This window comes from Floridaenema aerugineum BLCC-F46, assembly GCF_041929345.1.
Classification (GTDB): domain Bacteria; phylum Cyanobacteriota; class Cyanobacteriia; order Cyanobacteriales; family Aerosakkonemataceae; genus Floridanema; species Floridanema aerugineum.
Map to the genome: position 1 here is coordinate 35,948 of NZ_JBHFNQ010000084.1, position 25,288 is coordinate 61,235.

The window sequence follows — 25,288 nt, forward strand, 5'->3', positions numbered from 1 at the left end:
GGTGCGATCGCACTAGTTACAAGTATCTCAGGAATTTATTATTCCAGGCGATGGGAAATTCTAATGTTGGTGCTTGAATAATGGAAGCAAACGTACAAGCCTTAACTGGAACTCGCGATGATTCGATTGACCACACCCGATGACACGAACGCACTACTTGCTTTGGCAGAAGCGACAGGACTTTTCGAGTCAAACCAAATTGAAGAACTCGCTCAAATGCTCAATCAGCATTTGGGTGACAAAGCAGACAGCGAAGGTGTATGGTTTACAGACTACGATCGTGAGCCAGTGGGTGTTGCTTACGTTGCACCGGAACGAATGACCAAGGGGACATGGAATCTCTATCTAATCGCTATTCACCCTAACTGGCAAAGGCAGGGACGCGGAGCCGTTTTGTTAGGTCACGTCGAGCAAATGCTGGCTGAAAATGGTGAGCGTATTCTACTAGTGGAAACCTCTGGGCTGGAGGAGTTTGAATACGTTCGTGCATTTTACCGAAAGAACGGTTATGAAGAGGAAGCGAGGATTCGAGAATTTTACAAAGCGGGAGAGGACAAAATTATTTTCCGCAAGGTACTGGGAAGTGTTGTTGTATAACAATCCCAATGTACCGCAACAAAGTTAAGTAATTGGTAAGTTACTTTTAAAAGGCGGCACCCAGATTCGAACTGGGGATGAAGGTTTTGCAGACCTCTGCCTTACCACTTGGCTATGCCGCCATCTTTCAGAATTACTATCTTATCAAACTACTATTTCTTTAGCAACTGCTCTAAAAACTGAGTTTCATCTTTGAGAATTGGATGGGGAGACAAGGTGAAATTTGAACTTAAAACTCTTTCCCTAACTCAAAACTCAAAACTCAAAACTCAAAACTTTCTCTCAATCACACTTAAGGACTATATGGAATATATCTTCTGGCTGTTGAACTACCTCGTAACCATACCAGCTAATCAAATGATTGTGAACAAATGTAACAATATTGCTGTCATAGCAGCTTGATGTCTTGACATCCCGAAAATCAAGCGATAGTCTGATACACATACCCGGGTAGAACAACTGAAATGAGTCAATTATGCAAGACAAACAAAAGGTTACGTTGTATCTTTCACCAGAGCTGCACCGTCAACTCAAAATAAAAGCCGCTATTGACTCAGAACCGATGTCAGCGATTGCTGAACGAGCGATAATCTTCTACCTAGACAATCCAGAGATTGTGGGAGAAATAGAAGCAGCTTACGGGCAAACGCATCGGGTTTACAGTTGTCCGGAGTGTACGGGTTCGCTAGTTATGAAACAAGGGGAGTTAGCTTCCCTGAAAAAGCAGCCAGGTATATTGCCAGAAGAGCAGCTTTCATCGGTTGAGAAGGTAACGGTAACGGAATCTACTCAACAGGGAGAGGCCGAAGAATTAGTTCCCTGCTAAAGTAGCTAAATAAGTAAGCAACTGATATAGCAGGAAATGATTTCTCTGGTACTGTCTGTATCGTCTCTTTAAATCGGTTGTAGGTAAGTAGGTCGTGGCGAAATGAAAGAAGAGCTCAGCATTCTAGTACAAGCTCAATATCCTCTGATCTACCTCGTAACCTCCGAGGAAGAGCGGGCAGAGCAGGCAATCGCGACAATCGCGCAGATGAAACCCCAAAGAAGGGTGTTTGTGTGGACAGTAACGCAGGGCATGGTGGAATATGGACAACCACGCAGCGTGCAGCACAACACAGTCTCTCCGCAAGCAGCGATTGAGTGGGCAATGAATCGGCAGCAGCGAGACCCCCAGCGAGATTCTAGTATTTTCATCTTCAAAGATCTGCATCCGTTTTTTACCGATCCACAGACTACACGATGGCTGCGGGATGCGATCGCCAGCTTCAAGGGCACTCAGAAATCAATTATCCTGATGTCCCCGGTGCAGACGATTCCGATTGAGCTGGAAAAGGAAGTTGTAGTTCTAGACTTCCCGCTACCGGACATGGCAGAACTGAATCAGGTATTAACCCAGCAGCTAGAGCAAGGTGGACGGGGAAGAAAGGTAAGTACGGAAGCCAGAGAAAAGCTATTACGTGCAGCCTTGGGTCTGACTAAAGACGAAGCCGAAAAAGTTTACCGCAAAGCTCAAGTCACAGCAGGTCGCCTGACCGAAGCCGAAGTTGACATCGTACTCTCTGAGAAAAAGCAAATTATCCGCCGCAACGGGATTCTGGAGTATATCGAAGAAGATGAAACGATCGATGCGGTAGGTGGCTTAGAAGAACTGAAAAAATGGCTGATGCAGCGCTCTAATGCTTTCACCGAAAGAGCGAGAGAGTATGGTTTACCCCAACCAAAAGGGATGTTAATTCTGGGTGTGCCTGGTTGTGGAAAGTCCCTAATTGCTAAGACTACCTCTCGTCTTTGGGGTTTGCCACTATTGCGCCTAGACATGGGTAGAGTCTACGACGGTTCAATGGTAGGGCGATCGGAAGCCAATCTCAGAAATGCTTTAAAGACCGCAGAATCGGTTTCTCCAGCTATTCTATTTATTGATGAATTAGACAAAGCTTTCGCCGGAAGTGCGGGTTCTGCTGATTCAGATGGTGGTACTTCTAGTCGCATTTTTGGTTCGTTCCTCACTTGGATGCAAGAGAAAAGTTCTCCAGTCTTTGTGATGGCAACAGCAAACCGAGTAGAACGGTTACCCGGAGAGTTTTTAAGAAAAGGACGTTTTGACGAGATCTTCTTTGTAGATCTGCCAAATGCAGAGGAACGTCAAGAAATTTTCAAAATTCACCTCAGCAAACGCCGTCGAGAAGTCGCACGCTTCGACCTGGATCAATTAGCCAAAGTTTCCGATGGCTTTTCTGGTGCAGAGATTGAGCAAGCGCTGGTCGCTGCAATGTATGAAGCGTTTGCCCAAGATAGAGAATTCACGCAGTTGGACATTATCGCCGCAATTAAGGCTACGCAACCCTTATCTCGGACTATGACTGAACAAGTCACAGCTTTGAGAGATTGGGCGAGACAGCGTGCCAGACCAGCTGCCTCCTCCGTTGCTGAATATCAGCGAATGGAGTTTTAAAAGCTTTCTCCTGCTCCCAACAGGAGGAAAGGCTAGCTAATAGCTAGCAGTTTCTGACCAAAAACAAAATGTTGTTGTTTGTTTCTAGTTTCTCTAGGAGGAATCCCAATGTCTCACTTTAGCACACTGCGTACCAAAATCACCGACGCTGAAATCCTGAAAACTTCTTTGCGCGACCTGGGCATCTCTGTTAAGAGCAATGCAGATGTTCGTGGTTACAATGGACAGCGTGTTCGTGCTGACTTGGTTGCAGTTCTCGAAGGCGAATATGACCTGGGTTGGTCTCGCAACAGCGATGGCACATTTGACCTGATCGCTGACCTGTGGGGCGTTGCTAAGAAGCACAACCAAACCGAATTGATCAATTCTATCAACCAAAAATATGCTGTGAACAAGACTTTGGCTGAAGTTAAGCAACGTGGTTTGCAAAACGCCAACGTCAAACTAGTAGTGCAAAAATAATTGCTCTGCGCGTTCCCAAGCTCACGGGTTAACTGCTGTTAGCCCGTTTCTCTACTCAACAGCCTATCGGATAGATGGAATTATATTGTGGATTAAAAAGGCCAGCTTTCCGCTGGCCTTTCTCGTTAATGTACGTTGTTGCGCTTTAGCGCTAAAGCGAGCGCTAAAGCGCAACAACGTGCCTCAAACTACAGCGGCAACAGCTTGGGGCCAACGACCCATTGCTTTGCCAACAACTGAGAGTTCTTGCATCAGAGAGTCAAAACGATCGGGCGTGAGAGATTGTGGCCCATCGGATAAAGCTTTGGCGGGGTTGGGGTGAACTTCAATCATTAAGGAGTCAGCACCGATCGCGATCGCAGCTTTCGCCGTATCCGGGACATAAGCCGCCCAACCAGTACCGTGACTGGGGTCAATCATAATCGGTAAGTGAGTTAACCGCCGCAACACAGGTACAACAGCCAAATCTAAAGTATTTCTGGTGTATTGACGGTCAAAAGTCCGAATACCTCTTTCGCAAAGAATCACATTTGGATTACCAGCGGCTAACACATATTCAGCTGCCATCAACCAATCTTCAACGGTAGCTGACATTCCCCGCTTCAACAATACAGGTTTTTCTTGAGCGCCCACTTTCTTCAGTAAAGAGAAGTTTTGCATATTGCGGGCACCAATTTGGATCACATCAGCCACTTCTGCGATGATATCTAGTTCAGCAGCATCCATGACTTCAGTAATGATCCCTAAACCAGTTTCTTGTCTAGCAGCTGCCAATAATTCTAAAGCACTTTCCCCGTGACCTTGGAAAGCATAAGGAGAAGTTCGAGGTTTGTAAGCGCCACCCCGGAGAAACCGCGCCCCAGCAGCTTTAACTCGCCGTGCAGTTTCAATAATCATTTCTTCATTTTCTACCGAGCATGGCCCAGCAACCACTACCAAAGGATGCTGCAACCCAAAGTGAACCACACCGTTGGGAGTTGATACTGAAACTTCACTAGCTTCTCCGTGACGGTACTCGATACTTGCCCGTTTGAATGGTTGTTCTACACGCAGAACTTGTTCAATCCAAGGGCTGAGTTCCTGCATTTGTAAAGGGTCTAGGTCAGCTGTATCACCAACTAAACCAATTACTACCTTGTGCTTACCAAAAATTGGTTCTGGTGTCAGTCCCGATTTGCGTAATTCTTCACTAATGCGGGCAATTTCACCTTCTGGTGAGCCGACTTTCATTACTACGATCATTTGAAAATTCCCTGTTAACTCACTTGGGTTTTAATTAAGCTTATGTAGCCGCTACTTAGGATGAAGAGGCTAAACTTCTTAAGAGAAAAATCGAGTTTTTACTTCCTAAGCTGTACGAGCACAATTCATCCTTACTGTACGGCTTATCATTTATAATCCTGCAAATTACTCGATTTTAAGGAAAATTTCCGTTTGGCTGGGCTAATTTTCAGATTGGTTTTTCTGTTTTGCCGATCGCCATGCTTCCGTCAAACGTCCAAAATTAGTGGTAAACTCTTGCCAACCGAAAATGCTTCCTGGTCTTTCTTCATCCCAAGATGCCGAAATTGCCCCATAGCTTAACCCCAAAACGCTCAAACCGAAAAAGCCCATGCTGACCAGTACCACTGCGCTATTTGGCAGTTGGAACCAGGCATGAGTAATTACAAAATAACTAATAATGAATGTAGAAATGCCAAAAACTGCGGGAATACCAGAAAATAATCCCATCCGCCGCAGCATTCTTTCGCTAACCGCAGCTGGGATTGCCGTTTGCTCTTTAGAAAGGGTTTTTGTCGGAGCTTGGCTTTTCGCTTCCACCGCATTTACAGGTGGTTTTTTTGGCGTTTTCTTACGATTCTTTTTCGGTTCAAAAGGTAAGCGTTCCTTACCCGACGAAGCATTCTGCGGATTCTGACCAGATTCTTGATTGGATTTAAATTCCCCGGACATATTTTTTAACCACGAATGCCCAAGCGACCGATTAAAGCTTGATAGCGTTGTTGATCCTGGTCAGAAATGTATGACAGGAGGCGTTTGCGTTGACCGATCAGTTTTAACAATCCTCTTCTGGAGGAATGGTCTTTCTGATTACTTTTCAGGTGTTCGCTAAGGCGGTTGATTCGTTCCGTCAGGATAGCAATTTGCACTTCTGCGGAACCTGTATCAGTTTCGTGGACTTGGTAATCAGTAATTAGTTGGTGCTTACGTTCTTGAGTCAGGGCCATGAATGAAATCTATTTTTATTAATTCAGCAGTCTACTATATTATCACAGTTAACTCATGATGTAGTCAGTTCGTTGTAAACGCTGTCTTCGTTACAGCAAGCTCAGTGCTTACAACGAACCCGGATGCGGTTAATGCCAAACGAAGACTTTTGCTTCGTATTCGCCTAAGTCGGTAATTAAACCTTCTTCGCCAACTTCTACATCGTAGTCGTAAGTCCATTCGTGCCAATTTCCGGTTGCTGGGAAGTTAGGAATTTGATATCCACCAAGGAAATTGTCAGAAAAATTGGCAACTACAACTACGCGAGAACCTTCGTCATTCCAACGACAGTAAGCTAATACTTTGTCTTCGTCGTTTTCATAGAAAAAGTCGATGTTTTCTGTATAAAGGGCATGATTATTTTTGCGTAAATGAATCAAACCTTTGATGTAGTGAAATAAGTTTTGGTTTAACTCGTTCCCCAATAAACTCCACTCAATTTTGGCGGTTTCAATAGTTTTGTATTTGTATTCGCCAAATTCTTCTCCCATCCATAATAGAGGAATACCAACAGCAGTCATTACTAAAACTGCGCCTAACTTTCTGCGTTGAAAAGCTGCTTGATCAAATATTTCGCGATCGGCTAATTCTGCCATTACATGATTGTGGTCATGATTGGTTAGGTAATTAACAACATTTGTGGCACCCATGAAACCTTGGCGTTTGCCATCTAAGGCATCTTTAAGACGTTCTAAATCGAAAGTATCGCCGCAAATATGTTCGACAATGCAAGCGCGAAAACTGTCATGCCAACAAGAATCCATTGGGCCATCTATGTTGGTAATGCTGGTAGTTTCGGGGATGTGTTCGGCAATGTTAATAAATGGTTTTGCACCAGCTGTTTTTTTGGCTTCTTGGGTAATCCAGTGCATAAAATCGTAGTTGGCAATTTGTCTTGCTGCGTCGTAACGAATGCCGTCAATATGATATTCTCTTACCCAATATCGCACAACATCACCCATAAACCAACGGGCAGGATAGCATTGGTAATTTTCGTCGTAATGTTCGTAATTAAATTCTGGGCCCCAGTTATTTCCTGGGTCGCGGGGTGAATGATGATACCAATAGTCGTGGTCAATTTGTGTTAGAGGACTTGATGCTTCGGAGTGGTTATAAATCCCGTCCATAAATACTCGAATTCCCCTAGCATGGCATTCATCAATTAATTCTTTTAGTTCTGCGGTTGTGCCATAGCTAGATTCGGTGGCGAAGAAGTAACGGGGGTTATATCCCCAGCTATAATCACCTGGATATTCTTTAACTGGCATTAGTTCGATCGCATTTATCCCCAAATCACAAAGGTAATCTAATTTTTCAATTACGTGCTTATATTTACCCCTTACATAACGATCGGGTTCTCCACCAGAAAAGTCTGCAATGTGCATTTCATAAATTACTAAAGCATGGTCTGGGGGTAAAGGTTTGTCATCATGTTGCCAAACGTAAGTATCAACAATTTTTTCCCCGTCTTTAATCCGAATTATGCCGTTTTGGGTAGGGTCGTCAATGTCTGTGGCGTAAGGATCGACGATATCTACCCATTGGTCTTCTTCTAAAAACCATGATTTAGATTGGACGCGGAATTTATACTGATAAGTCCCGTCTTTAAGTTCTACTTTGGTGCGAAAGAATCCATCTTTGCCTTTTTCCATCTTGATTTCTTTCCAGTTGGAAAAAGAACCGATTAAAGCTGCACCTTTGTTATAAGGGGCAAATAATTTAAATTCAATTAAACTGGTCATAGTAATTATTTGGTTAGAGAATGCTTACAAGGTTATTGTCTAATTACCATCTCATTTTTAGGATCAGTCGCAAGAGATAAGTTTGCTTGTTGCATATCCTTCTAAAGAGAGAATTAATTGCTTATTCAATTGCTTGACTTAACCAAGAAATAGCACCTCTAATCCAATCTTCGGCATTTTTACTTTTAGCTATTAACCCATCTTCACTGACAGCTTTGATTGCTTTTGCTACTTCGTTGTTAGTGTATCCTAAAGCTAACAAAGTCATTTCTACATCTTCGATGATTGCTGCGTCAGGGCTAGATGGGATAGCTTTGGAAAGTCCGGTTTCTGTACGCCATTGAGATAGTTTGGTTTTCAATTCTAAGGCGATACGTTCAGCGGTTTTGTTACCGACTCCGGGAGTTTTAGTTAAGGCGCGAATATTACCTGTAACAATTGCTTGGACTAAATCTGGTAATCCTAGTGTATCTAAAAGTGCGATCGCTAATGCTGCACCAATCCCACTAACACTAATTAACTGACGAAACAAATCTCTTTCCGCAGTTGAACCAAAACCATATAAAACAGTTTGGTCTTCTTTGACTTGGTAATGAGTAAAAACTTGAGTTGTCGCGCCAATTTCTGGCAATTGCTGGGCTAATAGAGGCGGAATTTGTAACTCGTAACCGATTTGATTTACCTCTAGAATTAGCGTCCAGCGATTGCCACTAGTTTTGTAGATGCCTGCGATCGTGCCTTTAAGATAGGCAATCATTTAAAGAAACCAAAATAATACAAACCTTCCAAAATTCCAGCGGCGTAATGTGATTTTGCTAAGTAACGATAATCTGCCGGATTAATTTCACACCAGCGCAACAATTCTGGGAGGGCATTCCCAACAATTATACCCCTTTCTTTATCAACACTAAACAAAGCAATATCATTACCTGAATCACCACAAACTACGGTTTGGGTAGCTTCAATTCCCCAATTTTGCCGGAGAAATTGCATTGCTGCACCTTTATTACCACGTCGGGGGATAATGTCCAAATCTTTGCTGCCACTGTAAATTAATCTTACACTTAAGCCCCGTTTTTGTAATAAATCTTCTAGCTCAAAAAGCACATCTGCTGCTACAACTTCTGAGAGAAAATAACTAACTTTAAAAGGGCGTTGTTCGGTTTCTGGTTGAGGAGTTAAATCAGCAAAATGAGAAGCAGTGTTAATTACTGTTTCCCGATCCCAACCGCTCGCCATTTGTTCTGACCAAGTGGGGTCTGGGTGATCGCCGACATGGTAATAAATTTCTGTACCTACAGCAGTGACCAAAGCATCTGGTGTCAACAAATGCTTTTCGTCTCTTAGTTGTTGATATAGGGTAAGCGATCGCCCTGTGGTGTAAACAATCTTGGTATCATATTCTTGACGATGTTGCTTTAACTTTTGGTTAAGTTCTTCTAAGGCTTGGTCATCACCGACTAGAGTATTATCCAAATCGCTAACAAATAAAAATTTAGTCATAAAGACCTCTGGGGAAATATTACCTAAATCAAACATACAAAATGAAAAATTAAAAAAGAGTTTTTCGCCGCAATTTTTAATTTTTCATTTTGATTTTTCATGTTTCTTTAGCTACGGGTTTGCGGACGCAGTTGTTGAAGCGATCGCACTGCCTCTAGTGCTTGATTAGCAGACTTAGTATTTCCCTGTTGTTTAAACAGTTCTGCTGCCTGTTGAAAATCCTTAATGGCGGCTTGATTATTTTTCAGATTGTAATAACTCACACCGCGATTAAAGAATGCTTCTGCAAAATCTGCTCTCAGTTGGATTGCCTGAGTATAATCTTGAATCGCAGCTTGATCATTTTTCATTCTATTATGAGCAATGCCTCGATTGTAAAAGACTTTAGGATCTTTAGGGTCAATGCGTGCCGCTTCATTGTAATCAGCAAGGGCTTGGTCATGTTGACCTAAATCATCATAAGCATTGCCACGATTAGTCAAAGCCCTAGCATTATTGGGTTCTATCTTCAATGCTGCGGTACTATCTTCGATCGCCCCTTGGTAATCTTTTAAAAAGTAACGGGCAATTCCTCGCCTCAGATAAGCTTCGGCATAATCAGGCTTTAACTTAATTGCCTGAGTATAATCTTCGATCGCTCCTTTATAATTACGTTGTTCCGCCTTAATTGCACCTTGACGGTAGTATTCCTCCGCAGTTAACTGCGTTTCCCCCGGATTGGGCGTTGTCTGAGTAGTACCCCCCGGAGTTGAGGCAGGGGGACTTGCTGATGGAGTTTCCCCCGGAGTGGGATCGCTGGGAGTGGAATTTGCCGGAACTTCTGGTGTTGCCGGAACTACTTGAGTTTCCCCAGGTTTATCACTAGGAGAAGGCTTTACCGACTCTTCCGGGGTTGGCTTAGATTCCCTCTGTCCAGGTTTTGACTGTGCATTAACATCTAAAACAGAGACGCTACCCAGTAGAGTGACAATACTTAAAATTGTGATTGATTGGTGAATGATTTTCATGTGTGTAACCAATCGGCTTGGTAGTCAGTATAAGCTTAGACTTCAAAGAAATTAACATTGTTGCCAAATAGGATATCAGGGTTTAGCACTTTATTTTAGAAATGTTTCCCAAAAAGTTTTTATATTTTCTGCAATTTTCCCAATGAAATCTTTTTTACCGTCTAAATTACGTGCTTGGTTGCCCCAGCTAAATTCACAAGTTTGGATTCTAGCTATTGGTAGATTTTTATCTGAAGTTGGCACTGGTTTCACACTTTTTTATGCGCCGATTTTTTTTGCTAAAGGTGTTGGTCTAACTGCTACCCAGGTAGGTTTAGGTTTAGGTAGTGCTTCTATTTCTGGCGTTTTCGGAAGAATTATTGGTGGTTCATTTAGTGATTCTCAATTTTGGGGTCGTCGTCGTACTTTGTTACTTTCGGCAGGAATTTCGGCAATAGCTTCTTTTGCATTAGCGGCAACAAACAGCTTTTTTACCTTTGTTTTAGCTAATTTATTGGCGGGATTTGGTATTGGTTTATATTGGCCTGCTACAGAAGCAGCTGTAGCCGATTTAACTGAAGGTCAAGTAAGACAAGAAGCTTATGCTGTAGTGAGATTAGCTGATAACCTTGGCTTAGGTTTGGGAATTATTTTCGGGGGTATTTTAATTAGCAGTACTGGTAATTATCGAACTTTGTTTATTATTGATGGGATTTCTTTTATAGTCTTTTTTGCAGTAGTTTATTTAGCTATAGCCGAAACTTACAAAGGGAATGGGGAAACTCCCTCTACCACCAGCAAAAATTGGGGGTTTTTGCCTAATTCCTGGAAAACGGCTTTAAGCGATCGCTTACTGTTAGTTTTTGTTGTAGTCAATATCATTTTTACTACTTACATTTCTCAGCTACACAGTACCCTTGGTTTGTACTTTAGTAGTAGGTTTTCTTCGCAATTAATTAGTTTACTTTTCAGTTGGCACATGGTTTTAGCGATTTTAACCATGATTCCCGTATCTCGCTTTCTCAAACGCTTTAATCATCCCCAAGCTTTAACGATCTCGGCTTTATTTTGGGGGATTGGTTTTTGTTTAATTTGGTTGATTGGTGGCGTACCAGAATTACAATTAATTTGGGCAATATTGGGGATGGGAATTTTGGCGATCGCTACGGTTTCTTATACTCCCTCGGCAGCCGCTTTTGTGGCAGATATTGCCCCTGTTTCTTTACGCGGAGTTTACCTTTCAATTAATTCCCTTTGTTGGGCGATCGGGTATGCGATCGGCCCTCCTTTAGGTGGTTGGGTAATGGATCAAAACCCCATATTAGCTAATAATTTTTGGTTGGTTTTTGCTTTTAGTGTTAGTGGTTTAATTGCGATTTTGCAGTATTTAAATCACATATTCAGGCGTTACAATCAGACCCAAGGAAGGAGGTAGAACCTCCCAAATCTCGTTCCCTGGTTGAACCAGGGAACGAAAATAGAGGCTGGAGCCTCTTGGTGTAAGATCTTAGTTAAAGTCAGGGATTTTTTCACCACAGATATCCACAGATAAACACAGATAAACACAGATGAAATAAAGGATTTAATTGGGTGAGTCAGAGATTATTTGTTGATAAGCTTGGATTGTTTGTTCGGCTATTGCTTGCCAACTATAATTTTTGATTGTTAATTCTTTTGCGTTTAATCCTCTGCGTTTAATTTCTGCTGGATTTTGAAGTGCTAATCGCAATGTTGCTGTCAGAGATTCTACAGTTCGATCGCATACCCAGCCAGCTTCTGCATTCAGAATATCTTCCCAAATATAAACTCCGCGAGTAATACAAACTGGTGTTCCCGCTGCCATTGCTTCGGCTACAGCTATACCGAAGTTTTCATAATAAGATGGCAATAGGAATAAGTCGGCTTTTTGTAAGAGGGAAAGTTTGCGATCGCCTCTCACAAAACCTGTTATCGTTACTTTGCCTGGTAGTGTGATGGAGATTTGCGATCGAATTTTCTCCTCATATTCTGGATCTTGCGGATTCGATCCCGCTAACACAAAATGAAAATCTATCCCTGAGTTTGCCAAATTTTGCAAAGCCGGAATTAGTAAATCTAACCCTTTTTTCGGAGCGACTCTCGACATAAATAAAATTACCGGAGATGGCAGATTAGCAAATTCGGTTTCTTCCTTCTCCTGCCTTGGCAAACTCACACCCAAAGGAATCACTAAATCTTTAGTTTTTACCCCAAATCTTTCCGAAACTTTCGCTTCTTCCAAACTAGTAAAATGAATCGCAGATGCGCCAGCTATATTAGGTTTTTCTAACAAAGCTGCATAAACTTTTTTGAGTAACTTTTTCTTTTGTAAATCAGCAGGATCGAGAGTTCCTAGAGGACGCAAAATGTAAGGTAACTTTTGGTATCTGGCAACGGTTGCTGCTACTGAAGACACAGGCGAAAATAAAGCATGAATATGCGCCAAATCATAATTTTTGGCATGATCATTTAACCATTTCAGCAAATCCAAAGAAAATTTGTATCTGCGAAACGGAGAACAACGAAAATAACGAATCTGATAACCATCTTGTTCTACCGGACAATTTAAAGGAACATCTAAAGGCGGTTGTCCAGCATCTCCATTACTATTAGTAGTCAAAATTGTGACTTCAATTCCTGCTTTAGCTAAAGCAGCAGAAAGACCCAAAACCATTTGACTAGGGCCACCATAAACTAGAGAAATAGAGGGAACAATTTGGAGAATTCGCATTTAATTATTTTCAGTGATTTGCTTATAAAAATCTAACAATTGTTTAGCTAAAGCTTTATTAGTGTATTGATTCATAGCTTTTTGATAACCCAAATTTGCCAACTTATTTTTTAATTCCGGGTTTTCCATTAGCTGCATTAAACATTTTTGCAACTCCTCAACATTGCCTTCAGGAAATACTAAACCAGCATCACCAATTACATTAGGAATTTCTCCCGAATCAGAACCAATCACCGGAACTTTACAAGCCATTGCTTCAATTAAAACATGACCAAATTGTTCTTTCCAACCCGCAGCAGTCAAAGTTTTAAATTGATAAGTTGTTTGTGATGGTAATACCAAAGTGTGCATTAAATTGATGTATTGGTAAACGCGATCGTGCGGCACACTTTCCACCAAAATCAACTTTTCTTTAATTCCTTTTTCCACCGCCATTGCCAACAAAGTTGATTCCAAAGGCCCACGACCTAATAATAACAACTTCCCAGGCTTTTCTGCTAAACCTGCCAAAGCTTCCACCAAAGTAAGTAAGCCTTTTTCTTCAACAAATCTACCCACAAAACCCACAACAAAATCATTTTCTTGAATCCCCAATTGCCTAGCTAATTCGGGTTGAGTTTGCGGCTTAAATAAACTTTCATCAACACCCAATTGGGGCATAATTACCATTGGCCCTTTGTAGCCTCTTTCCCGTAAAATGTCTACTCCATCTTTATTTCCCACAACTATTCCATGAGTATTACTGAGATTGTAAGATTCTAGTAATGAGATGGGAAATTTTAAGTTATAAGGCAGATTCCACCAAGTAAAAAAGACATTTTTTGCCTGCAACCCCAGGAGTTTATTCAAAGTAATAAATTCCGCATAAGCCAAAGCTTTAGAACCTTGTTCAACCTGAATAATATCTGGTTTAAATTGACGTAATAAAGGAATCAAATCTGCGCCAAAAGTTAATAAACCTTGGTTGTTTTTGCTAAAGTTAGAAACTGGCACTACCCGGAAAGAACCTTCTTTTAAAGGTTGAGTTTCAATTGTTTTATTTTGGACTCCTCCCGGTTGCCAAATTCGGGGAGTAACTACTGTCACTTCAATGTCTGATTCTAACCGAGATAATTCTCTTAATTTCTCGCGGTTCAGGTCAACAATATAAGTATGGCTAGCAACTAGAATTCTCATTTTTTTTGTTAATTTAGGGTGTTTGTAGTGACGACTTTAGTCGTTTATTTCCTCAATAGCAGGACTAAAGTCCTGACAACGAACTTATGACTCTTTAACTAAATCTTGTTTAGTGTAAATTTGCCCATTATTCCAATTAGACTGAATTACTGTACCTAAAGCTTTGAAAAAACCTAAACTGTAAAATCCGGCACGGGTAATAATTTTTAATGGGGAACCGCTTTTGTGACAGGGTGGACGACCGAGTACGTGACAGTCAAATAAACGGTAAAATAATCTTAATTGTTGGTCAATGGTGAGATTTTTCATACCCATCAAAAAATGATTGTGGTAGAAAGTTATTTGGTATTTTAGCGATCGCGTACTGATATCATGACACCCTCCCGTTTCTTCTCCCAAATGTACCAAAAAAGCCTCTGGGTCATACCAAATTTTATAACCCGTTTTTCGCAATCTTAAACAAAAATCTGACTCTTCCCGCACCGCACTACCACGAAATCTTTCATCAAAATACAACCCATGTTTGCTAAAAATTTCCCGACGAAACGACATATTACAACCTCTCGCTGTAATCACTTGTTGCGGTTTTGTCGTATGGACTAAATCAATATAATACCAAGCTATTCCAGGGTCCATTGCTTGCGGTGGCAAATATTCAATTGTGTAAGTTTCTCCTGGTTTTTCCCTTTGGGAATCTGCCAATTTCATGCGATCGAAAACTCTTCCCGCCACTGCCCCTACTTCCGGGTTTTCCATATAGTTACGGGCATGATTTTTTAAACAATCAACTGGCATTTCTACATCATCATCAATAAAGTAAATAATATCTCCTGTTGCCCGCCGAACTGCGTAATTTCTCGCCCCTGGTAAACTCGCCCAATCTAAACGATACCAATGAATTTTTCCGGCGTTGGCTAACTCTTCTAAATAAGCTTGAGTTTCTGGTTGATGGGTTTTAGTTTGATCGACTACAATTACTTCAAAATAGGGGTAATCTTGTTTTAATACATCTGCGATCGTCGCCCGTAAAGCTTCTTCACGTTGATAAGTAGGAATAATCACCGAAATTAAAGGCCAATTCACGCTTTTACCTCCTGTTTACCAATTAATAAATTTGCAACATTTACTTAGATTTCACACCTTTTTTTTGACTTTTTTCTTCTTTTTAGACTTAGGATCTTCCACCTCTGTTGCTTTTAGTTTCTCTCGTTCTTCCTTATCTATTTGTGGCAATTTTAAGATTACCCCAGCAAAGAACCAGTAATAAACAGCCACTGGGTCTGTATCGAGAGGATACCAGTAAGTGTTGTAACTGATCACTAAAACAAAAACCCAAAAACTGGCGGCGAAACTGCGTAAATTTGGCTCTTTAACCGATCGATAAGCTTTAAAAGTAAAATAAGTTAGACTCGTCACCAGCCCCAAAAAGCCGAGCAATCCCAACGGCCCGATCTCATGGAGTATTTTGGGATAATAGGTTTCTATCAAATCCACATTACCAAAGGCGCGGGCTGAGTTGGTAGCACGACCTAATCCCTGCCCGAAAAATCCATCACTCTTTTTAGAAGAGTTTTCCGCTTGAGCGGCAATAAAATCCGTCGGTGGTGCGGCATTCCAACGACCGATAAAGCTATCAACCCGCTCTTGGACTAGATCGGGGAACAGCATCGTACCAATTGTCACTGCCACCGCTACTCCGGCGGCAATTGGGAGAAACCGTTTCAGGTTAGCCAATTGTCCTGTCAACACCAACAGGATGATAAAGACCAGTGGAACCAATGCCAGAGCAATCCTTTGACCAGAAATAACCGCATTGACCAACACCGCCAACATACCAACCAAACCTGTGATCCGCCAAAGTGGGGCAGGGTCGCTGAAAGCAGTAGCAAAAGTTAAAAAGGCTCCAGAAATCAGATACCAAGCCCAGTGCCAAGGGGAAACAAATGTACCTGGTAAGCGAATCATCCCAACTTCCGGGCTAAACACCAGGGAACCACCCACCAAACACCTAGCCTCCAAGGTTGCTTTAAATAAAGCATCTCCTGAGAACCCACGAGTTCCGGCACACCTGCCGCTGGTCAAAAAATAATACTGAATGAACCCTAAAGCACAGCAGACGATCGCCAAAACCGTATTTGTTCGAGTCAGGAAAAGCAACTCCCGCTTGCTACGGATGAGATAGAAAGCGCAGGTAATCAGGGGCAGGTATCCCAACAGAACTTTCAATCCCAAGATTCCCAGCAAAATTGGCTGACCATCTCTACAGGGTATTCTAGCTCCTCTCGGAAGACTACTGCACGCAGGGCCGAACTGTTGGGCACCGTTAACCAGGAGTAAGGTTAATACACACACTGCTAGCAAAAAAAATAAACTTGTCTTGAGCCCATCGGGAATTAAGAAGGGCAACCGTTTCCGTTTACATTCCTGATATATGGTTACTACTGCGGGAATGTAAAACCCATCTTTAGCTAACTGAAACAGAGCATTACCGCCTGCAAGGGCGTATACTACCGTACCGCCAAAGGGTACGTAGAACATGAAAGCCCAGAGAGCTTGACGGGGATATTTGAACGACATGATCATACAAAATATTCCCCCGAACGCTGCCAATGATGCTTTAATACCACCCACAGGAAACAGCAATAGACCAAGAAATATAGCGAGAAAAAGTACAGAACTCGTAAAGCTAATAAATTCTTTCTTTGCCTGCGCCGCTTTCCTCTTTTGTATTAGTTGCTCCTTAAGACTGACTGTTATGGTTTCAGTAGCATTATCCTGTTTCTTAGATTTCCGTTTAGATTTTAATTTCCGCATTGAGGAATATTGTATCAGTTGTTATTTAGCGATCTTAGTAAAAATCATTGAATAAAATTATGATTTGGCTTCAATAACTATTCATCTTTATAGTTTATACAAACCAAACTCGTCTTTAGTAGCTGGGGTTAAAATTCGGCAATTTAGCCAATTGAAACTTGGCTGATATTTATTAGCAGACAGGTTTTCTCCATTTTCAAGTACATAAACTGCGCCAGCAAAGGGCAATGGTGCTATTGGTGTTCCCTTTTCAGCTAGAATAGAGCTTATTCTTTTATGAAAAATGTAAAATTTATAATAGCCACAACCGCGATCGTATTCAGGATTTTCAGGTAAGTCGTTTAGTTCGTATTTAATTATATTGCAGCTACCCGATAGATGGTGAAATTCTTGATTTTTTAGATAGATAAATTTACTTCCTTCGCGATACTTATAGCCTTTGTTGATAAACCATCCATTAGAGGTTGAATGTTGATTTACAAATTCTGCTAAGTGTTTACTGACGCAATCATCGGCATCAACAAACATGGTATGAGAAGGTGCTAGTTGACGAGCGTAATTTACTCCTGCTAGGATTTTTCGACCCTTGTCTGTATCTCCATTAACTATGGGCGACGATTCATTGGGAGGGGGAAAATCTACTTCTAGATATGTAATATGGGGATGGGTAAATGTAATTTCAGGCTTGTCGTTACAAACTACAATTACTCTAAAATCAGGTGAAGTTTGATTACAGATTGATTTAATAGATCTTTCAAACAATTGGCATACCCGCTCCCAGGATTGGGAAACTTTACGGCTCTTCAGTGGTACAACAAATACAAGCATATTAGCTCCATAGTCAAAGCGTAGCCTATTATTTAGTTACAGATATCTATATCAAGGTGTTCAGCCTACTCTACTTTTGGTAGAGTTCGCTATGAGATAAAAAATTGGGGGGCGATACTAAATGTTATCCGACTCTGTTATAACATTCGGAAAACTGCTCGACTAGTGGCGTTAAAAGCCATTAAGCTGGTAAATAGTGGCTAGCAACTTTGCTCATAAGGCTCTCTCTGTGTAAGGTTAAGATTATCTAAGAAATACTGATTTATGTTTGATGCACTCGCCGATCGTTTAGAAAGTGCCTGGAAAAAGTTACGGGGACAAGACCGCATTTCCGAAAGCAACATTCAAGAAGCTTTGCAGGAAGTGCGCCGCGCTTTGCTGGAAGCAGATGTCAACCTGCAAGTAGTGAAAGATTTTGTGGCCCAGGTAAAAACCAAAGCCCAAGGCGCAGAAGTCATTGCTGGCGTGCGCCCCGATCAACAGTTTATCAAAATCGTTCATGACGAACTGGTAACGGTGATGGGGGAAAGCAATGTCCCTTTGGCAGAGGCGAAGACCAAACCCACTGTTATTTTAATGGCAGGGTTGCAGGGAACGGGTAAAACTACGGCTACGGCTAAGTTAGCTTTACATTTACGAAAAGAGAATCGTTCTGCTTTGCTGGTAGCTACTGACGTATATCGTCCGGCGGCGATCGATCAGTTGGTAACATTAGGTCAACAAATTGAAGTCCCAGTTTTTGAACTGGGGAAAGATGCTGACCCCGTAGAAATTGCCCGTCAAGGGGTGGAAAAGGCGAAAGCGGAAGGTTTTGATACGGTAATTATCGATACTGCCGGACGCTTGCAAATTGACCAAGACATGATGGCAGAGTTAGCCCGAATTAAACAAACCGTGCAACCTGATGAAACTCTGCTAGTTGTAGATGCGATGACGGGACAAGAGGCGGCGACTCTGACTCGGACTTTCCACGAACAAATAGGAGTTACTGGTGCCATTCTCACCAAGATGGATGGTGACACTAGAGGTGGGGCGGCGCTTTCGGTAAGGCAGGTTTCTGGTCAACCGATTAAGTTTATCGGTGTGGGTGAAAAAGTTGATGCTTTACAACCTTTTTACCCTGACCGAATGGCTTCCCGGATTTTGGGGATGGGTGATGTGCTGACTTTGGTGGAAAAGGCGCAGGAAGCGATCGATTTCACCGACGCTGAAAAGATGCAGGAAAAAATCCTCTCGGCTAAGTTTGACTTTACCGACTTCCTCAAGCAAATGCGGTTGATGAAAAATATGGGATCTTTCGGCGGGCTATTAAAAATGTTGCCCGGAATGCCGAAAATTTCCGACCAACAGTTGCGGGAAGCTGAGGTAAAACTCAAACAAACTGAGGCGATGATTAATTCCATGACTCCCCAAGAACGCCGGGAACCGGAATTATTAGCTTCCTCTCCCAGTCGCCGCAAACGCATTGCCCAAGGTTCAGGTTATCGAGAAACAGAAGTTTCTAAGTTGGTAGCTGATTTCCAAAAAATGCGTTCTTTGATGCAGCAAATGGGACAAGGCGGAATCCCAGGCATGGGGATGCCCGGAATGGGTATGCCCGGAATGGGCGGTGGGATGAGTCCTTTCGGGAATCGGCAACCACCTCCGGGCTGGCGCGGTCATGGCGGGGGCGGTGGCAAAAAGAAACCGAAAAAAGATAAAAAGAAAAAAGGTTTTGGTCAATTATAATGACTTCTTTACCCAATTGCTCCTCGTAGAGAAGTACAATTGTAGATTAGTCAGAATTGTGCAAATTAGTTTTCCAAAATGATCAAATTGCGATTAAAGCGATACGGCAAAAAGCGGGAAGCCAGCTATCGGATAGTGGCGGCGCTGAGTACATCTCGTCGAGAAGGTCGTCCGATCGAAGAATTAGGATTCTATAATCCTCGTACTGATGAGACTAAACTGAATGTAGAAGCGATCGTCAAACGACTCAAAGAAGGCGCTCAACCCACCGACACCGTTCGCAGCATCCTCCAAAAAGCTAATGTCTTCGAGCAGCTACGTACCCCAGTTACCGAATAATGGTTCTGCCCAGCCCTTGTTAACCACAAGTCCACCAGATTATCCCGGACTTGTGAAATTCCTGCTTCTGCCGTTTTTGGAGTCGCCTAATTCTTTAAAGGTAGACTGCGAAATTTCAGCGACTAGACCGAAAGTTTGGATTCGCTTGGCTTTTGAAGGGGAAGATAAAGGGCGGGTTTTTGGTCGTGGTGGACGTAATATTCAGGCAATCCGAACCGTAATTTCCGCAGCCGCAAAATTAGCCGGACAATCGGTTTACCTGGATATTTACGGCGGTACCCCAGCAGAGCATGATAGCAGCCCACCACCGAGAGATAGAGATATGGGGCGAAGACCTTCTCCCCGTCCTCCTGGTCCTTCGAGAGGTCCTCATAGACTCCGACCACGCTAGTGCTTTCAAGGCAGAAGACAGAACAGAAGAAGACTTTTTTGTTCAACTGATTTAGTTATATCTGCCGTGCTGCACTAGCATTACTATGTAATATTGAGGCAATCTCAGGACTCAAGCAATACAATTGCCTTAGCAGTAAATTAGAAAGCCTTAAGGAGGTGAAAGTTAAAAAGTGGCAGAAGTCCGTTTGGGAGAAAATGAGTCAATTGACTCGGCGTTGAGACGCTTCAAAAAAAAGATTCAAAAAGCGGGAATTTTATCGGAAGTTAAACGCCGTGAACGGTACGAGAAGCCCAGCCTCCGTCGCAAGCGGAAAGCTGAAGCTTCACGCAAGCGCAGATATTAATTATATTTGCCGGAATAAAACGATAAATTTTTGATTTCCAGAAAGGCAAAAATGACGCTCAACCACACCTTTCGTTATCTCAGATTTGGCATCTGTGGTGGCTGGTTTTTCGGGTAAAGCGTCTTTTTGCTTTGTTGATGGATTAAGTATTCTATAAAGAAAAGGTGATCTTAAACTGCTGCAAAATTTTTCCACAATGCCGGAATCTGCAACGATTCAGTTACCTACAATAGAAAGTGCGATCGCATTAAGCGGAAGTCAAGAAGAAAATTTGAAGACTTTGGCGCGACAAACTGGCGCGACAGTGGTATTGCGCGGACAAGATTTATTGATTTCGGGAACGGCGAATCAAGTAGAGCTTTGTGGTAGGTTAGTGCGATCGCTAGAAGACTTCTGGAAACATGGTAAAACTATCACTAACGTTGATATCCTCACCGCCCGTCACGCCTTAGACACTCAGCGCACTGAAGAGTTACAAGACTTACAGCGAGATGTGCTCGCCCGGAGTCGTCGCGGTGAAGAAATACGCGCTAAAACTTTTCGTCAACGTCAATATATCCAATCAGTTCGCACCCACGACCTAACCATTTGCATTGGCCCTGCTGGTACTGGTAAAACTTTCTTAGCAGCTGTTTTAGCAGTTCAAGCACTTTTAGCTAATCAATATGAACGGTTAATCTTAACTCGTCCCGCAGTCGAAGCTGGGGAAAAGTTAGGGTTTTTACCAGGAGATTTACAGCAAAAAGTTAACCCTTACCTACGTCCTTTGTATGACGCTTTACATGAATTAATTGACCCAGAAAAAATCACCAATTTAATGGAAAGAGGCGTGATAGAAGTTGCTCCTTTAGCTTATATGCGGGGACGCACTCTTAACAACTCTTTCGTAATTGTGGATGAAGCACAAAATACCACAGCAGCACAAATGAAAATGGTATTGACACGCTTAGGTTTTCGCTCAAAAATGGTGGTGACTGGCGATATTACCCAAACAGATTTACCACCTAATCAAACCTCTGGTTTAGCATTAGCTCAAAAAATTCTGCAAAACGTCGAAGGAATTGCTTTTTGTCACCTCTCCCAAGCAGATGTCGTGCGCCATCCTTTAGTACAAAGAATCGTCTCCGCTTACGAAAAGTACGAAAACACTTAAAAAAATGGTTCTTTGTAAACACTTTAGTGTTTCTTATATTAAGCAAAGAACGACTAAAGTCGTCACAACAAACTTAATACCAACTACCAACTACCAAAACCATTATGTCTGCTAATTTGAAAGAGTTTCTCGAAGCTTGCGAAAATTTAGGTACTCTGCGTTTAATTGTAACTAGCAGTGCCGGAGTTTTGGAAGTCCGTAGTCCGATTAAAAAGCTTTTTTATGCGGAACTTCCTAAAGGTAAGTATGCGAATATGCACGCTGATGATTTTGAATTTCACTTGAATATGGACAAAATTACTCAGGTGAAATTTGAAACTGCTGAGTCTAAGCGGGGTAATTTTACTACTTATGCAATTCGCTTTTTAGATGAACAGCAAGAACCTGCTTTTAGTGCTTTTTTACAGTGGGGGAAACCGGGAGAATATGAACCGGGACAGGTGGAAGCTTGGCAAGGTTTAAAAGAGAAGTATGGGGAGGTTTGGGAACCTGTTCCTGTGGAGGCAATTTAATTTTTTTAAACCGCAGAGACGCAGAGTACGCAGAGAGGATTTGTGAGAGGTTTTTGGGTTTTTTGTTTGGTTTTGTTGGGTTTTTTTTGGTGTGCTGAGGTGAGGGCGGGTACACTAAATGATAGGTTGTCGCAATTTCCTAATTGGGATAGTAAACCTGCGATTTCGGTGGTGAAAGCAACTGAAGATTTGGTTTATCCAGATTGGATGATGGGTACTTGGAATGTTAGCAGTACTTTGGTGGAAATGGTAGCACCTTTGGCTCCTGATTTTGTGACTCCGGGGTTTGAGGGTAATCGACAGTTTTTAGATAAACCAATCACTTTTTTAGTACGTTTTGTTGGGGTAAATCAACAGCAATCACCAGTAAAAGGTTATCCCTTTTCCCAACTCAAAACTCAAAACTCAAAACTTAAAACTTTAAAAGTGGTTGCCGATCGCTCTTTTAACGGCTTAAATATAGGTAGGGCTGTTTTGGGCGATCGATCTGTGCTTTCTGTGAATGTCGATCGTGATAACCCAAATCGTCAAGTTACTTATTTGCCAGGAGAACGACAACTGATTTCTCTGGTGACAAATCGTGCTACTGAACAGCTTAATTCTAATCAGTTTATTTCTACGGAAATATCTCAACAAATATTCCGCAGCACTGCTCAAGTTTATTTAAATGAAGTAGAAACTACTACTGTTTATCAATTGCAAAAAGCATCAAATTTGCCAATTACAGCCGAACAAATAACCGCTATTTATTTGTCTCCTCAAGACCCTAATTATTTTATCGCTATTGACAAACCAGTTGCTCTTTATCGTTACCATTTGGAATTTTCACCTACTAATGCAAGTTACAGTTATGATAATTAAAATGTATGTACGTTGTTGCGCTTTAGCGCTCTTATCGAGAGCGCTAAAGCGCAACAACGTACCCAAGGAAATTTAAAGGAATTAGTTTCAATGGAACAACCAAAAGTAATTTTTTTAGATGCCGTTGGTACTCTATTTGGAATCAAAGGTAGCGTCGGAGAAGTCTACGGGAAAATTGCTCAAAAGTTTGGTGTAGAAGTTTCTTTAGAAGAGTTAGATCGCGCTTTCTACAACAGCTTTAAAAAAAGCGAGAAAATGGCTTTTCCCGGAGTTCCCCCTGAAGAAATTCCCTTACGAGAATTTGAATGGTGGGAAGCAGTGGCAATTAACACTTTTCAAGAAGCAGGAGTTTGGGAAAAGTTTACTGATTTTGCGAGTTTCTTTGGGGAACTTTATGATTATTTTGCCACAGCTGAACCTTGGTTTATTTATCCTGATGTAATTCCCGCTTTAGAACATTGGCAAAATTTGGGCATAACTTTAGGCGTGTTGTCTAATTTTGATTCTCGTCTTTACCCAGTTTTAGATGCTTTAGAGTTGACGCAGTTTTTCTCGTCTGTCACTATTTCTACGGAAGTGGGTGCAGCAAAACCAGAAGTGGAAATTTTTTCTGCCGCTTTAGCAAAACATGATTGTCCTGCTGATGCAGCTTGGCATATTGGCGATAGTTTTAAAGAAGATTATGAAGGAGCAAAAGCCGCTGGTTTAAAAGCGATCTGGCTAAATCGCAACTAAAGGTGTAAATTAGATCATCGAAAATCTAAAACTTAAATCAATTGAGTAATGGCATACAAATTACTGTTTGTTTGTTTAGGTAATATCTGTCGTTCTCCTTCGGCGGAAAACATTATGAAACACTTGGTTAACCAAACTGGTTTAAGCAAGGAAATTATTTGTGATTCGGCGGGAACTTCTAGTTATCATATTGGTAGTCCTCCAGATCGGCGGATGAGTGCGGCGGCTAAACTGAGAGGGATTCAATTAGTAGGTGAGGCACGTCAGTTTCAGAGGTCAGATTTTGAAAAGTTCGATTTAATTTTGGCAATGGATCGAGAGAATTATCGGGATATTTTGGCGCTTGATCGCTCCCAACAATACAAAGATAAAGTAAAACTAATGTGTGATTTTTGTACCAGGCATAACCTCAAAGAAGTCCCCGATCCTTATTATGGTGGCCCAGAAGGGTTTAATCAGGTAATCGATCTTTTATTAGATGCCTGTGAAGGTTTACTTAACTATGTGATTAGTCAGCAACAATCAGTTAATTAAAGTTAACCTACCGGGAAATTTATTAATCGATTAAACGCTGTTCAATAGCAATCCGTACTAGCTCCGCTCGGTTGCTAGTTTCGGTTTTTCTGAGCAAATTACTGACGTATTTTTCGATCGTTCTGCCACTCAAATGTAGGCGATCGCCAATTTCGATATTGGACAACCCACGAGTAATTAATTCTAGGACTTCTTTCTCTCGTTTACTCAAATTACTAACAGTCACAGCTGTTTGGGCAGTTGTGTTAACATTTCCTGATAATGTGGGTGTCTGCATTCGTAAATGCCACTCAGTTTGCATGATTTGCGATCGCTCCAGCAAATTGCGAATAATTGCTCCTAATTCGTGAATTTCAAAAGGTTTGGGTAGATAAGAATCACACCCCAACTTATAGCCACGAATTCGTTCTTCCGTAGAATTTCTTTCAGTTAAAAATACCACTGGCAACAACCGGAATTCGGGACGTTGACGAACTTGGCGCACTAATTCATAGCCGTCCATTCGCGGCATCATGATGTCTGTAACCAGTAAGTGAGGATGATACTTTTCCACTAACTCCAGTGCCATTTGACCATCCTCAGCCGCTATTACTGAGTAGCCACACATCTCTAAATATTCACTTACAAAAAGACGCATTGGCAGATCGTCATCTGCAACTACGATTATCAAGGACATGAGGGTACAGGTGGCTAGGAAACATAACCCATAGAGTAGGGTGTGGTCAATCATTTGTTGGTTAAGATGGACGCTCCTGACGCGGGGAAATTTTTTGGATATCACTTTGGATATCACTTTGGATATCACCAACGGGTTTTGACCACACCCCATAGAATAGGCTAAGTCTAAATTAAAATTTACGGCTATCATCAGTTTTTTACTAGGATAACGTTTCTCCCGGAGGGAAAATGCTTAGGCAAAACTTAATCAGATAGCTGCGATGGCAACTGCATTCAAGGCAGAAAGCCGAAAGTTTCTCGTAAGGAGAGTTTTGACTTTTTAGTTAGGGAGAGTTTCGGCAGTTTTGCGTCAGAGAGTTTTGAGTCACAGAGTTAGGGAGGAAATTTTGAGTTAATTAACTTCCCAAGAGTGCCAAGAGTCCCCGCGTCAG

Annotated in this window: 26 protein-coding genes, 1 tRNA gene and 1 pseudogene; 14 read left to right on the plus strand and 14 right to left on the minus strand. The window is 41.9% G+C overall.

The window, feature by feature from the left end:
• Positions 1-117: 117 nt before the first annotated feature.
• Positions 118-597, plus strand: a complete 480-nt coding sequence (locus ACE1CC_RS10495; protein ID WP_413270406.1) for a GNAT family N-acetyltransferase — start codon at positions 118-120, stop codon at positions 595-597.
• Positions 598-648: 51 nt separating this feature from the next.
• Here the strand turns inward: ACE1CC_RS10495 and ACE1CC_RS10500 are convergent.
• Positions 649-719: transfer RNA gene (locus ACE1CC_RS10500), tRNA-Cys, on the minus strand.
• 353 nt (positions 720-1,072) lie between these two features.
• Between ACE1CC_RS10500 and ACE1CC_RS10505 the strand changes: the two genes are divergently transcribed.
• The 3 genes from ACE1CC_RS10505 (at position 1,073) to ACE1CC_RS10515 (ending at position 3,514) form a co-directional block, all read left to right on the plus strand.
• Complete coding sequence (locus tag ACE1CC_RS10505) at positions 1,073-1,423, plus strand: slr0373 family blue light stress response protein (RefSeq protein ID WP_193981847.1); 351 nt, start codon at positions 1,073-1,075, stop codon at positions 1,421-1,423.
• A gap of 102 nt (positions 1,424-1,525) precedes the next feature.
• Complete coding sequence (gene ycf46 / locus ACE1CC_RS10510) at positions 1,526-3,052, plus strand: stress-responsive protein Ycf46 (protein ID WP_413270407.1); 1,527 nt, start codon at positions 1,526-1,528, stop codon at positions 3,050-3,052.
• 108 nt (positions 3,053-3,160) lie between these two features.
• A complete protein-coding gene (locus ACE1CC_RS10515; protein WP_413266424.1) occupies positions 3,161-3,514 on the plus strand; it encodes a DUF1257 domain-containing protein in 354 nt (117 codons plus the stop codon).
• A gap of 183 nt (positions 3,515-3,697) precedes the next feature.
• Here ACE1CC_RS10515 and aroF read toward each other — a convergent pair whose 3' ends face one another.
• From aroF to ACE1CC_RS10550, 7 genes are all read right to left on the minus strand, one after another.
• A complete protein-coding gene (gene aroF, locus ACE1CC_RS10520; protein ID WP_413270408.1) occupies positions 3,698-4,756 on the minus strand; it encodes a 3-deoxy-7-phosphoheptulonate synthase in 1,059 nt (352 codons plus the stop codon).
• 201 nt (positions 4,757-4,957) lie between these two features.
• A complete protein-coding gene (locus tag ACE1CC_RS10525; RefSeq protein WP_413270409.1) occupies positions 4,958-5,467 on the minus strand; it encodes a PAM68 family protein in 510 nt (169 codons plus the stop codon).
• Positions 5,468-5,472: 5 nt separating this feature from the next.
• Positions 5,473-5,742, minus strand: coding sequence for a 30S ribosomal protein S15 (gene rpsO, locus ACE1CC_RS10530; RefSeq protein ID WP_413270410.1), 270 nt, complete (start codon positions 5,740-5,742; stop codon positions 5,473-5,475).
• A 129-nt stretch (positions 5,743-5,871) separates the two neighbouring features.
• A complete protein-coding gene (locus ACE1CC_RS10535; protein WP_413270411.1) occupies positions 5,872-7,524 on the minus strand; it encodes an alpha-amylase family glycosyl hydrolase in 1,653 nt (550 codons plus the stop codon).
• A 121-nt stretch (positions 7,525-7,645) separates the two neighbouring features.
• Complete coding sequence (ruvA, locus tag ACE1CC_RS10540; protein ID WP_413270412.1) at positions 7,646-8,281, minus strand: Holliday junction branch migration protein RuvA; 636 nt, start codon at positions 8,279-8,281, stop codon at positions 7,646-7,648.
• On the minus strand, positions 8,278-9,027 hold the full coding sequence (locus tag ACE1CC_RS10545; protein ID WP_413270413.1) for a sucrose-phosphate phosphatase: 750 nt from the start codon (positions 9,025-9,027) through the stop codon (positions 8,278-8,280). The genes ruvA and ACE1CC_RS10545 overlap by 4 nt, the downstream gene beginning before the upstream one ends.
• 107 nt (positions 9,028-9,134) lie before the next feature.
• Entirely contained in the window at positions 9,135-10,034 is a 900-nt protein-coding gene (locus tag ACE1CC_RS10550; protein WP_413270414.1) for a tetratricopeptide repeat protein, read from the minus strand.
• Between the two features lie 142 nt (positions 10,035-10,176).
• Between ACE1CC_RS10550 and ACE1CC_RS10555 the strand changes: the two genes are divergently transcribed.
• The gene (locus ACE1CC_RS10555) at positions 10,177-11,448 is read left to right on the plus strand and encodes an MFS transporter (RefSeq protein WP_413270415.1); all 1,272 of its coding nucleotides are present in this window, start codon (positions 10,177-10,179) and stop codon (positions 11,446-11,448) included.
• A gap of 147 nt (positions 11,449-11,595) precedes the next feature.
• Here ACE1CC_RS10555 and hpsP read toward each other — a convergent pair whose 3' ends face one another.
• The 5 genes from hpsP to ACE1CC_RS10580 all read right to left on the minus strand — a co-directional run bounded on the left by hpsP (position 11,596) and on the right by ACE1CC_RS10580 (position 17,514).
• Positions 11,596-12,762, minus strand: a complete 1,167-nt coding sequence (gene hpsP, locus ACE1CC_RS10560; protein WP_413270416.1) for a hormogonium polysaccharide biosynthesis glycosyltransferase HpsP — start codon at positions 12,760-12,762, stop codon at positions 11,596-11,598.
• Positions 12,763-13,938, minus strand: a complete 1,176-nt coding sequence (gene hpsO, locus ACE1CC_RS10565; RefSeq protein WP_413270417.1) for a hormogonium polysaccharide biosynthesis glycosyltransferase HpsO — start codon at positions 13,936-13,938, stop codon at positions 12,763-12,765.
• An 84-nt stretch (positions 13,939-14,022) separates the two neighbouring features.
• Positions 14,023-15,021: a hormogonium polysaccharide biosynthesis glycosyltransferase HpsN gene (gene hpsN / locus ACE1CC_RS10570; RefSeq protein ID WP_413270418.1), complete on the minus strand. Its 999-nt coding sequence runs from the start codon at positions 15,019-15,021 to the stop codon at positions 14,023-14,025.
• Positions 15,022-15,072: 51 nt separating this feature from the next.
• Positions 15,073-16,752 carry a hormogonium polysaccharide biosynthesis protein HpsL gene (gene hpsL, locus ACE1CC_RS10575; RefSeq protein WP_413270419.1) on the minus strand — a complete coding sequence of 560 codons (1,680 nt, stop codon included), beginning with the start codon at positions 16,750-16,752 and terminating at the stop codon, positions 15,073-15,075.
• Positions 16,753-16,839: 87 nt separating this feature from the next.
• Positions 16,840-17,514, minus strand: coding sequence for a glycosyltransferase family A protein (locus ACE1CC_RS10580; protein ID WP_413270420.1), 675 nt, complete (start codon positions 17,512-17,514; stop codon positions 16,840-16,842).
• A gap of 330 nt (positions 17,515-17,844) precedes the next feature.
• Here ACE1CC_RS10580 and ffh point away from each other — a divergent pair, with 330 nt between their 5' ends.
• The 9 genes and pseudogenes from ffh to ACE1CC_RS10625 all read left to right on the plus strand — a co-directional run bounded on the left by ffh (position 17,845) and on the right by ACE1CC_RS10625 (position 24,179).
• On the plus strand, positions 17,845-19,308 hold the full coding sequence (gene ffh / locus ACE1CC_RS10585; RefSeq protein WP_413270421.1) for a signal recognition particle protein: 1,464 nt from the start codon (positions 17,845-17,847) through the stop codon (positions 19,306-19,308).
• 78 nt (positions 19,309-19,386) lie between these two features.
• Entirely contained in the window at positions 19,387-19,647 is a 261-nt protein-coding gene (rpsP, locus tag ACE1CC_RS10590; RefSeq protein ID WP_193981862.1) for a 30S ribosomal protein S16, read from the plus strand.
• On the plus strand, positions 19,610-20,038 hold the full coding sequence (locus ACE1CC_RS10595) for a KH domain-containing protein (RefSeq protein WP_413270422.1): 429 nt from the start codon (positions 19,610-19,612) through the stop codon (positions 20,036-20,038). Before rpsP ends, ACE1CC_RS10595 begins: the two co-directional genes overlap by 38 nt.
• Positions 20,039-20,210: 172 nt before the next feature.
• Positions 20,211-20,384, plus strand: a complete 174-nt coding sequence (gene rpsU / locus ACE1CC_RS10600; protein WP_073595038.1) for a 30S ribosomal protein S21 — start codon at positions 20,211-20,213, stop codon at positions 20,382-20,384.
• Between the two features lie 196 nt (positions 20,385-20,580).
• A complete protein-coding gene (locus ACE1CC_RS10605; RefSeq protein ID WP_413270423.1) occupies positions 20,581-21,537 on the plus strand; it encodes a PhoH family protein in 957 nt (318 codons plus the stop codon).
• A gap of 95 nt (positions 21,538-21,632) precedes the next feature.
• Positions 21,633-22,049: pseudogene (locus tag ACE1CC_RS10610) on the plus strand (ChuX/HutX family heme-like substrate-binding protein); the annotation flags it as partial.
• Positions 22,050-22,091: 42 nt separating this feature from the next.
• Positions 22,092-22,910, plus strand: coding sequence for a DUF6816 family protein (locus ACE1CC_RS10615; protein ID WP_413270424.1), 819 nt, complete (start codon positions 22,092-22,094; stop codon positions 22,908-22,910).
• 90 nt (positions 22,911-23,000) lie between these two features.
• Positions 23,001-23,645 (plus strand): HAD-IA family hydrolase, encoded by a 645-nt coding sequence (locus ACE1CC_RS10620; RefSeq protein WP_413270425.1) that lies wholly within the window; start codon positions 23,001-23,003, stop codon positions 23,643-23,645.
• Between the two features lie 48 nt (positions 23,646-23,693).
• On the plus strand, positions 23,694-24,179 hold the full coding sequence (locus ACE1CC_RS10625; RefSeq protein ID WP_413270426.1) for a low molecular weight protein-tyrosine-phosphatase: 486 nt from the start codon (positions 23,694-23,696) through the stop codon (positions 24,177-24,179).
• Positions 24,180-24,201: 22 nt separating this feature from the next.
• Here the strand turns inward: ACE1CC_RS10625 and ACE1CC_RS10630 are convergent, their stop codons facing one another.
• Positions 24,202-24,855: a response regulator gene (locus tag ACE1CC_RS10630; RefSeq protein ID WP_413270427.1), complete on the minus strand. Its 654-nt coding sequence runs from the start codon at positions 24,853-24,855 to the stop codon at positions 24,202-24,204.
• Between the last annotated feature and the right edge of the window lie 433 nt (positions 24,856-25,288).

Coding starts and splice junctions, on each gene's coding strand:
- ACE1CC_RS10495 (WP_413270406.1), top strand. CDS start 118: ATGATTCGATTGACCACACCCGATGACACGAACGCACTACTTGCTTTG.
- ACE1CC_RS10505 (WP_193981847.1), top strand. CDS start 1,073: ATGCAAGACAAACAAAAGGTTACGTTGTATCTTTCACCAGAGCTGCAC.
- ycf46 (WP_413270407.1), top strand. CDS start 1,526: ATGAAAGAAGAGCTCAGCATTCTAGTACAAGCTCAATATCCTCTGATC.
- ACE1CC_RS10515 (WP_413266424.1), top strand. CDS start 3,161: ATGTCTCACTTTAGCACACTGCGTACCAAAATCACCGACGCTGAAATC.
- aroF (WP_413270408.1), bottom strand. CDS start 4,756: ATGATCGTAGTAATGAAAGTCGGCTCACCAGAAGGTGAAATTGCCCGC.
- ACE1CC_RS10525 (WP_413270409.1), bottom strand. CDS start 5,467: ATGTCCGGGGAATTTAAATCCAATCAAGAATCTGGTCAGAATCCGCAG.
- rpsO (WP_413270410.1), bottom strand. CDS start 5,742: ATGGCCCTGACTCAAGAACGTAAGCACCAACTAATTACTGATTACCAA.
- ACE1CC_RS10535 (WP_413270411.1), bottom strand. CDS start 7,524: ATGACCAGTTTAATTGAATTTAAATTATTTGCCCCTTATAACAAAGGT.
- ruvA (WP_413270412.1), bottom strand. CDS start 8,281: ATGATTGCCTATCTTAAAGGCACGATCGCAGGCATCTACAAAACTAGT.
- ACE1CC_RS10545 (WP_413270413.1), bottom strand. CDS start 9,027: ATGACTAAATTTTTATTTGTTAGCGATTTGGATAATACTCTAGTCGGT.
- ACE1CC_RS10550 (WP_413270414.1), bottom strand. CDS start 10,034: ATGAAAATCATTCACCAATCAATCACAATTTTAAGTATTGTCACTCTA.
- ACE1CC_RS10555 (WP_413270415.1), top strand. CDS start 10,177: ATGAAATCTTTTTTACCGTCTAAATTACGTGCTTGGTTGCCCCAGCTA.
- hpsP (WP_413270416.1), bottom strand. CDS start 12,762: ATGCGAATTCTCCAAATTGTTCCCTCTATTTCTCTAGTTTATGGTGGC.
- hpsO (WP_413270417.1), bottom strand. CDS start 13,938: ATGAGAATTCTAGTTGCTAGCCATACTTATATTGTTGACCTGAACCGC.
- hpsL (WP_413270419.1), bottom strand. CDS start 16,752: ATGCGGAAATTAAAATCTAAACGGAAATCTAAGAAACAGGATAATGCT.
- ffh (WP_413270421.1), top strand. CDS start 17,845: ATGTTTGATGCACTCGCCGATCGTTTAGAAAGTGCCTGGAAAAAGTTA.
- rpsP (WP_193981862.1), top strand. CDS start 19,387: ATGATCAAATTGCGATTAAAGCGATACGGCAAAAAGCGGGAAGCCAGC.
- ACE1CC_RS10595 (WP_413270422.1), top strand. CDS start 19,610: ATGTCTTCGAGCAGCTACGTACCCCAGTTACCGAATAATGGTTCTGCC.
- ACE1CC_RS10605 (WP_413270423.1), top strand. CDS start 20,581: ATGCCGGAATCTGCAACGATTCAGTTACCTACAATAGAAAGTGCGATC.
- ACE1CC_RS10620 (WP_413270425.1), top strand. CDS start 23,001: ATGGAACAACCAAAAGTAATTTTTTTAGATGCCGTTGGTACTCTATTT.
- ACE1CC_RS10625 (WP_413270426.1), top strand. CDS start 23,694: ATGGCATACAAATTACTGTTTGTTTGTTTAGGTAATATCTGTCGTTCT.
- ACE1CC_RS10630 (WP_413270427.1), bottom strand. CDS start 24,855: ATGTCCTTGATAATCGTAGTTGCAGATGACGATCTGCCAATGCGTCTT.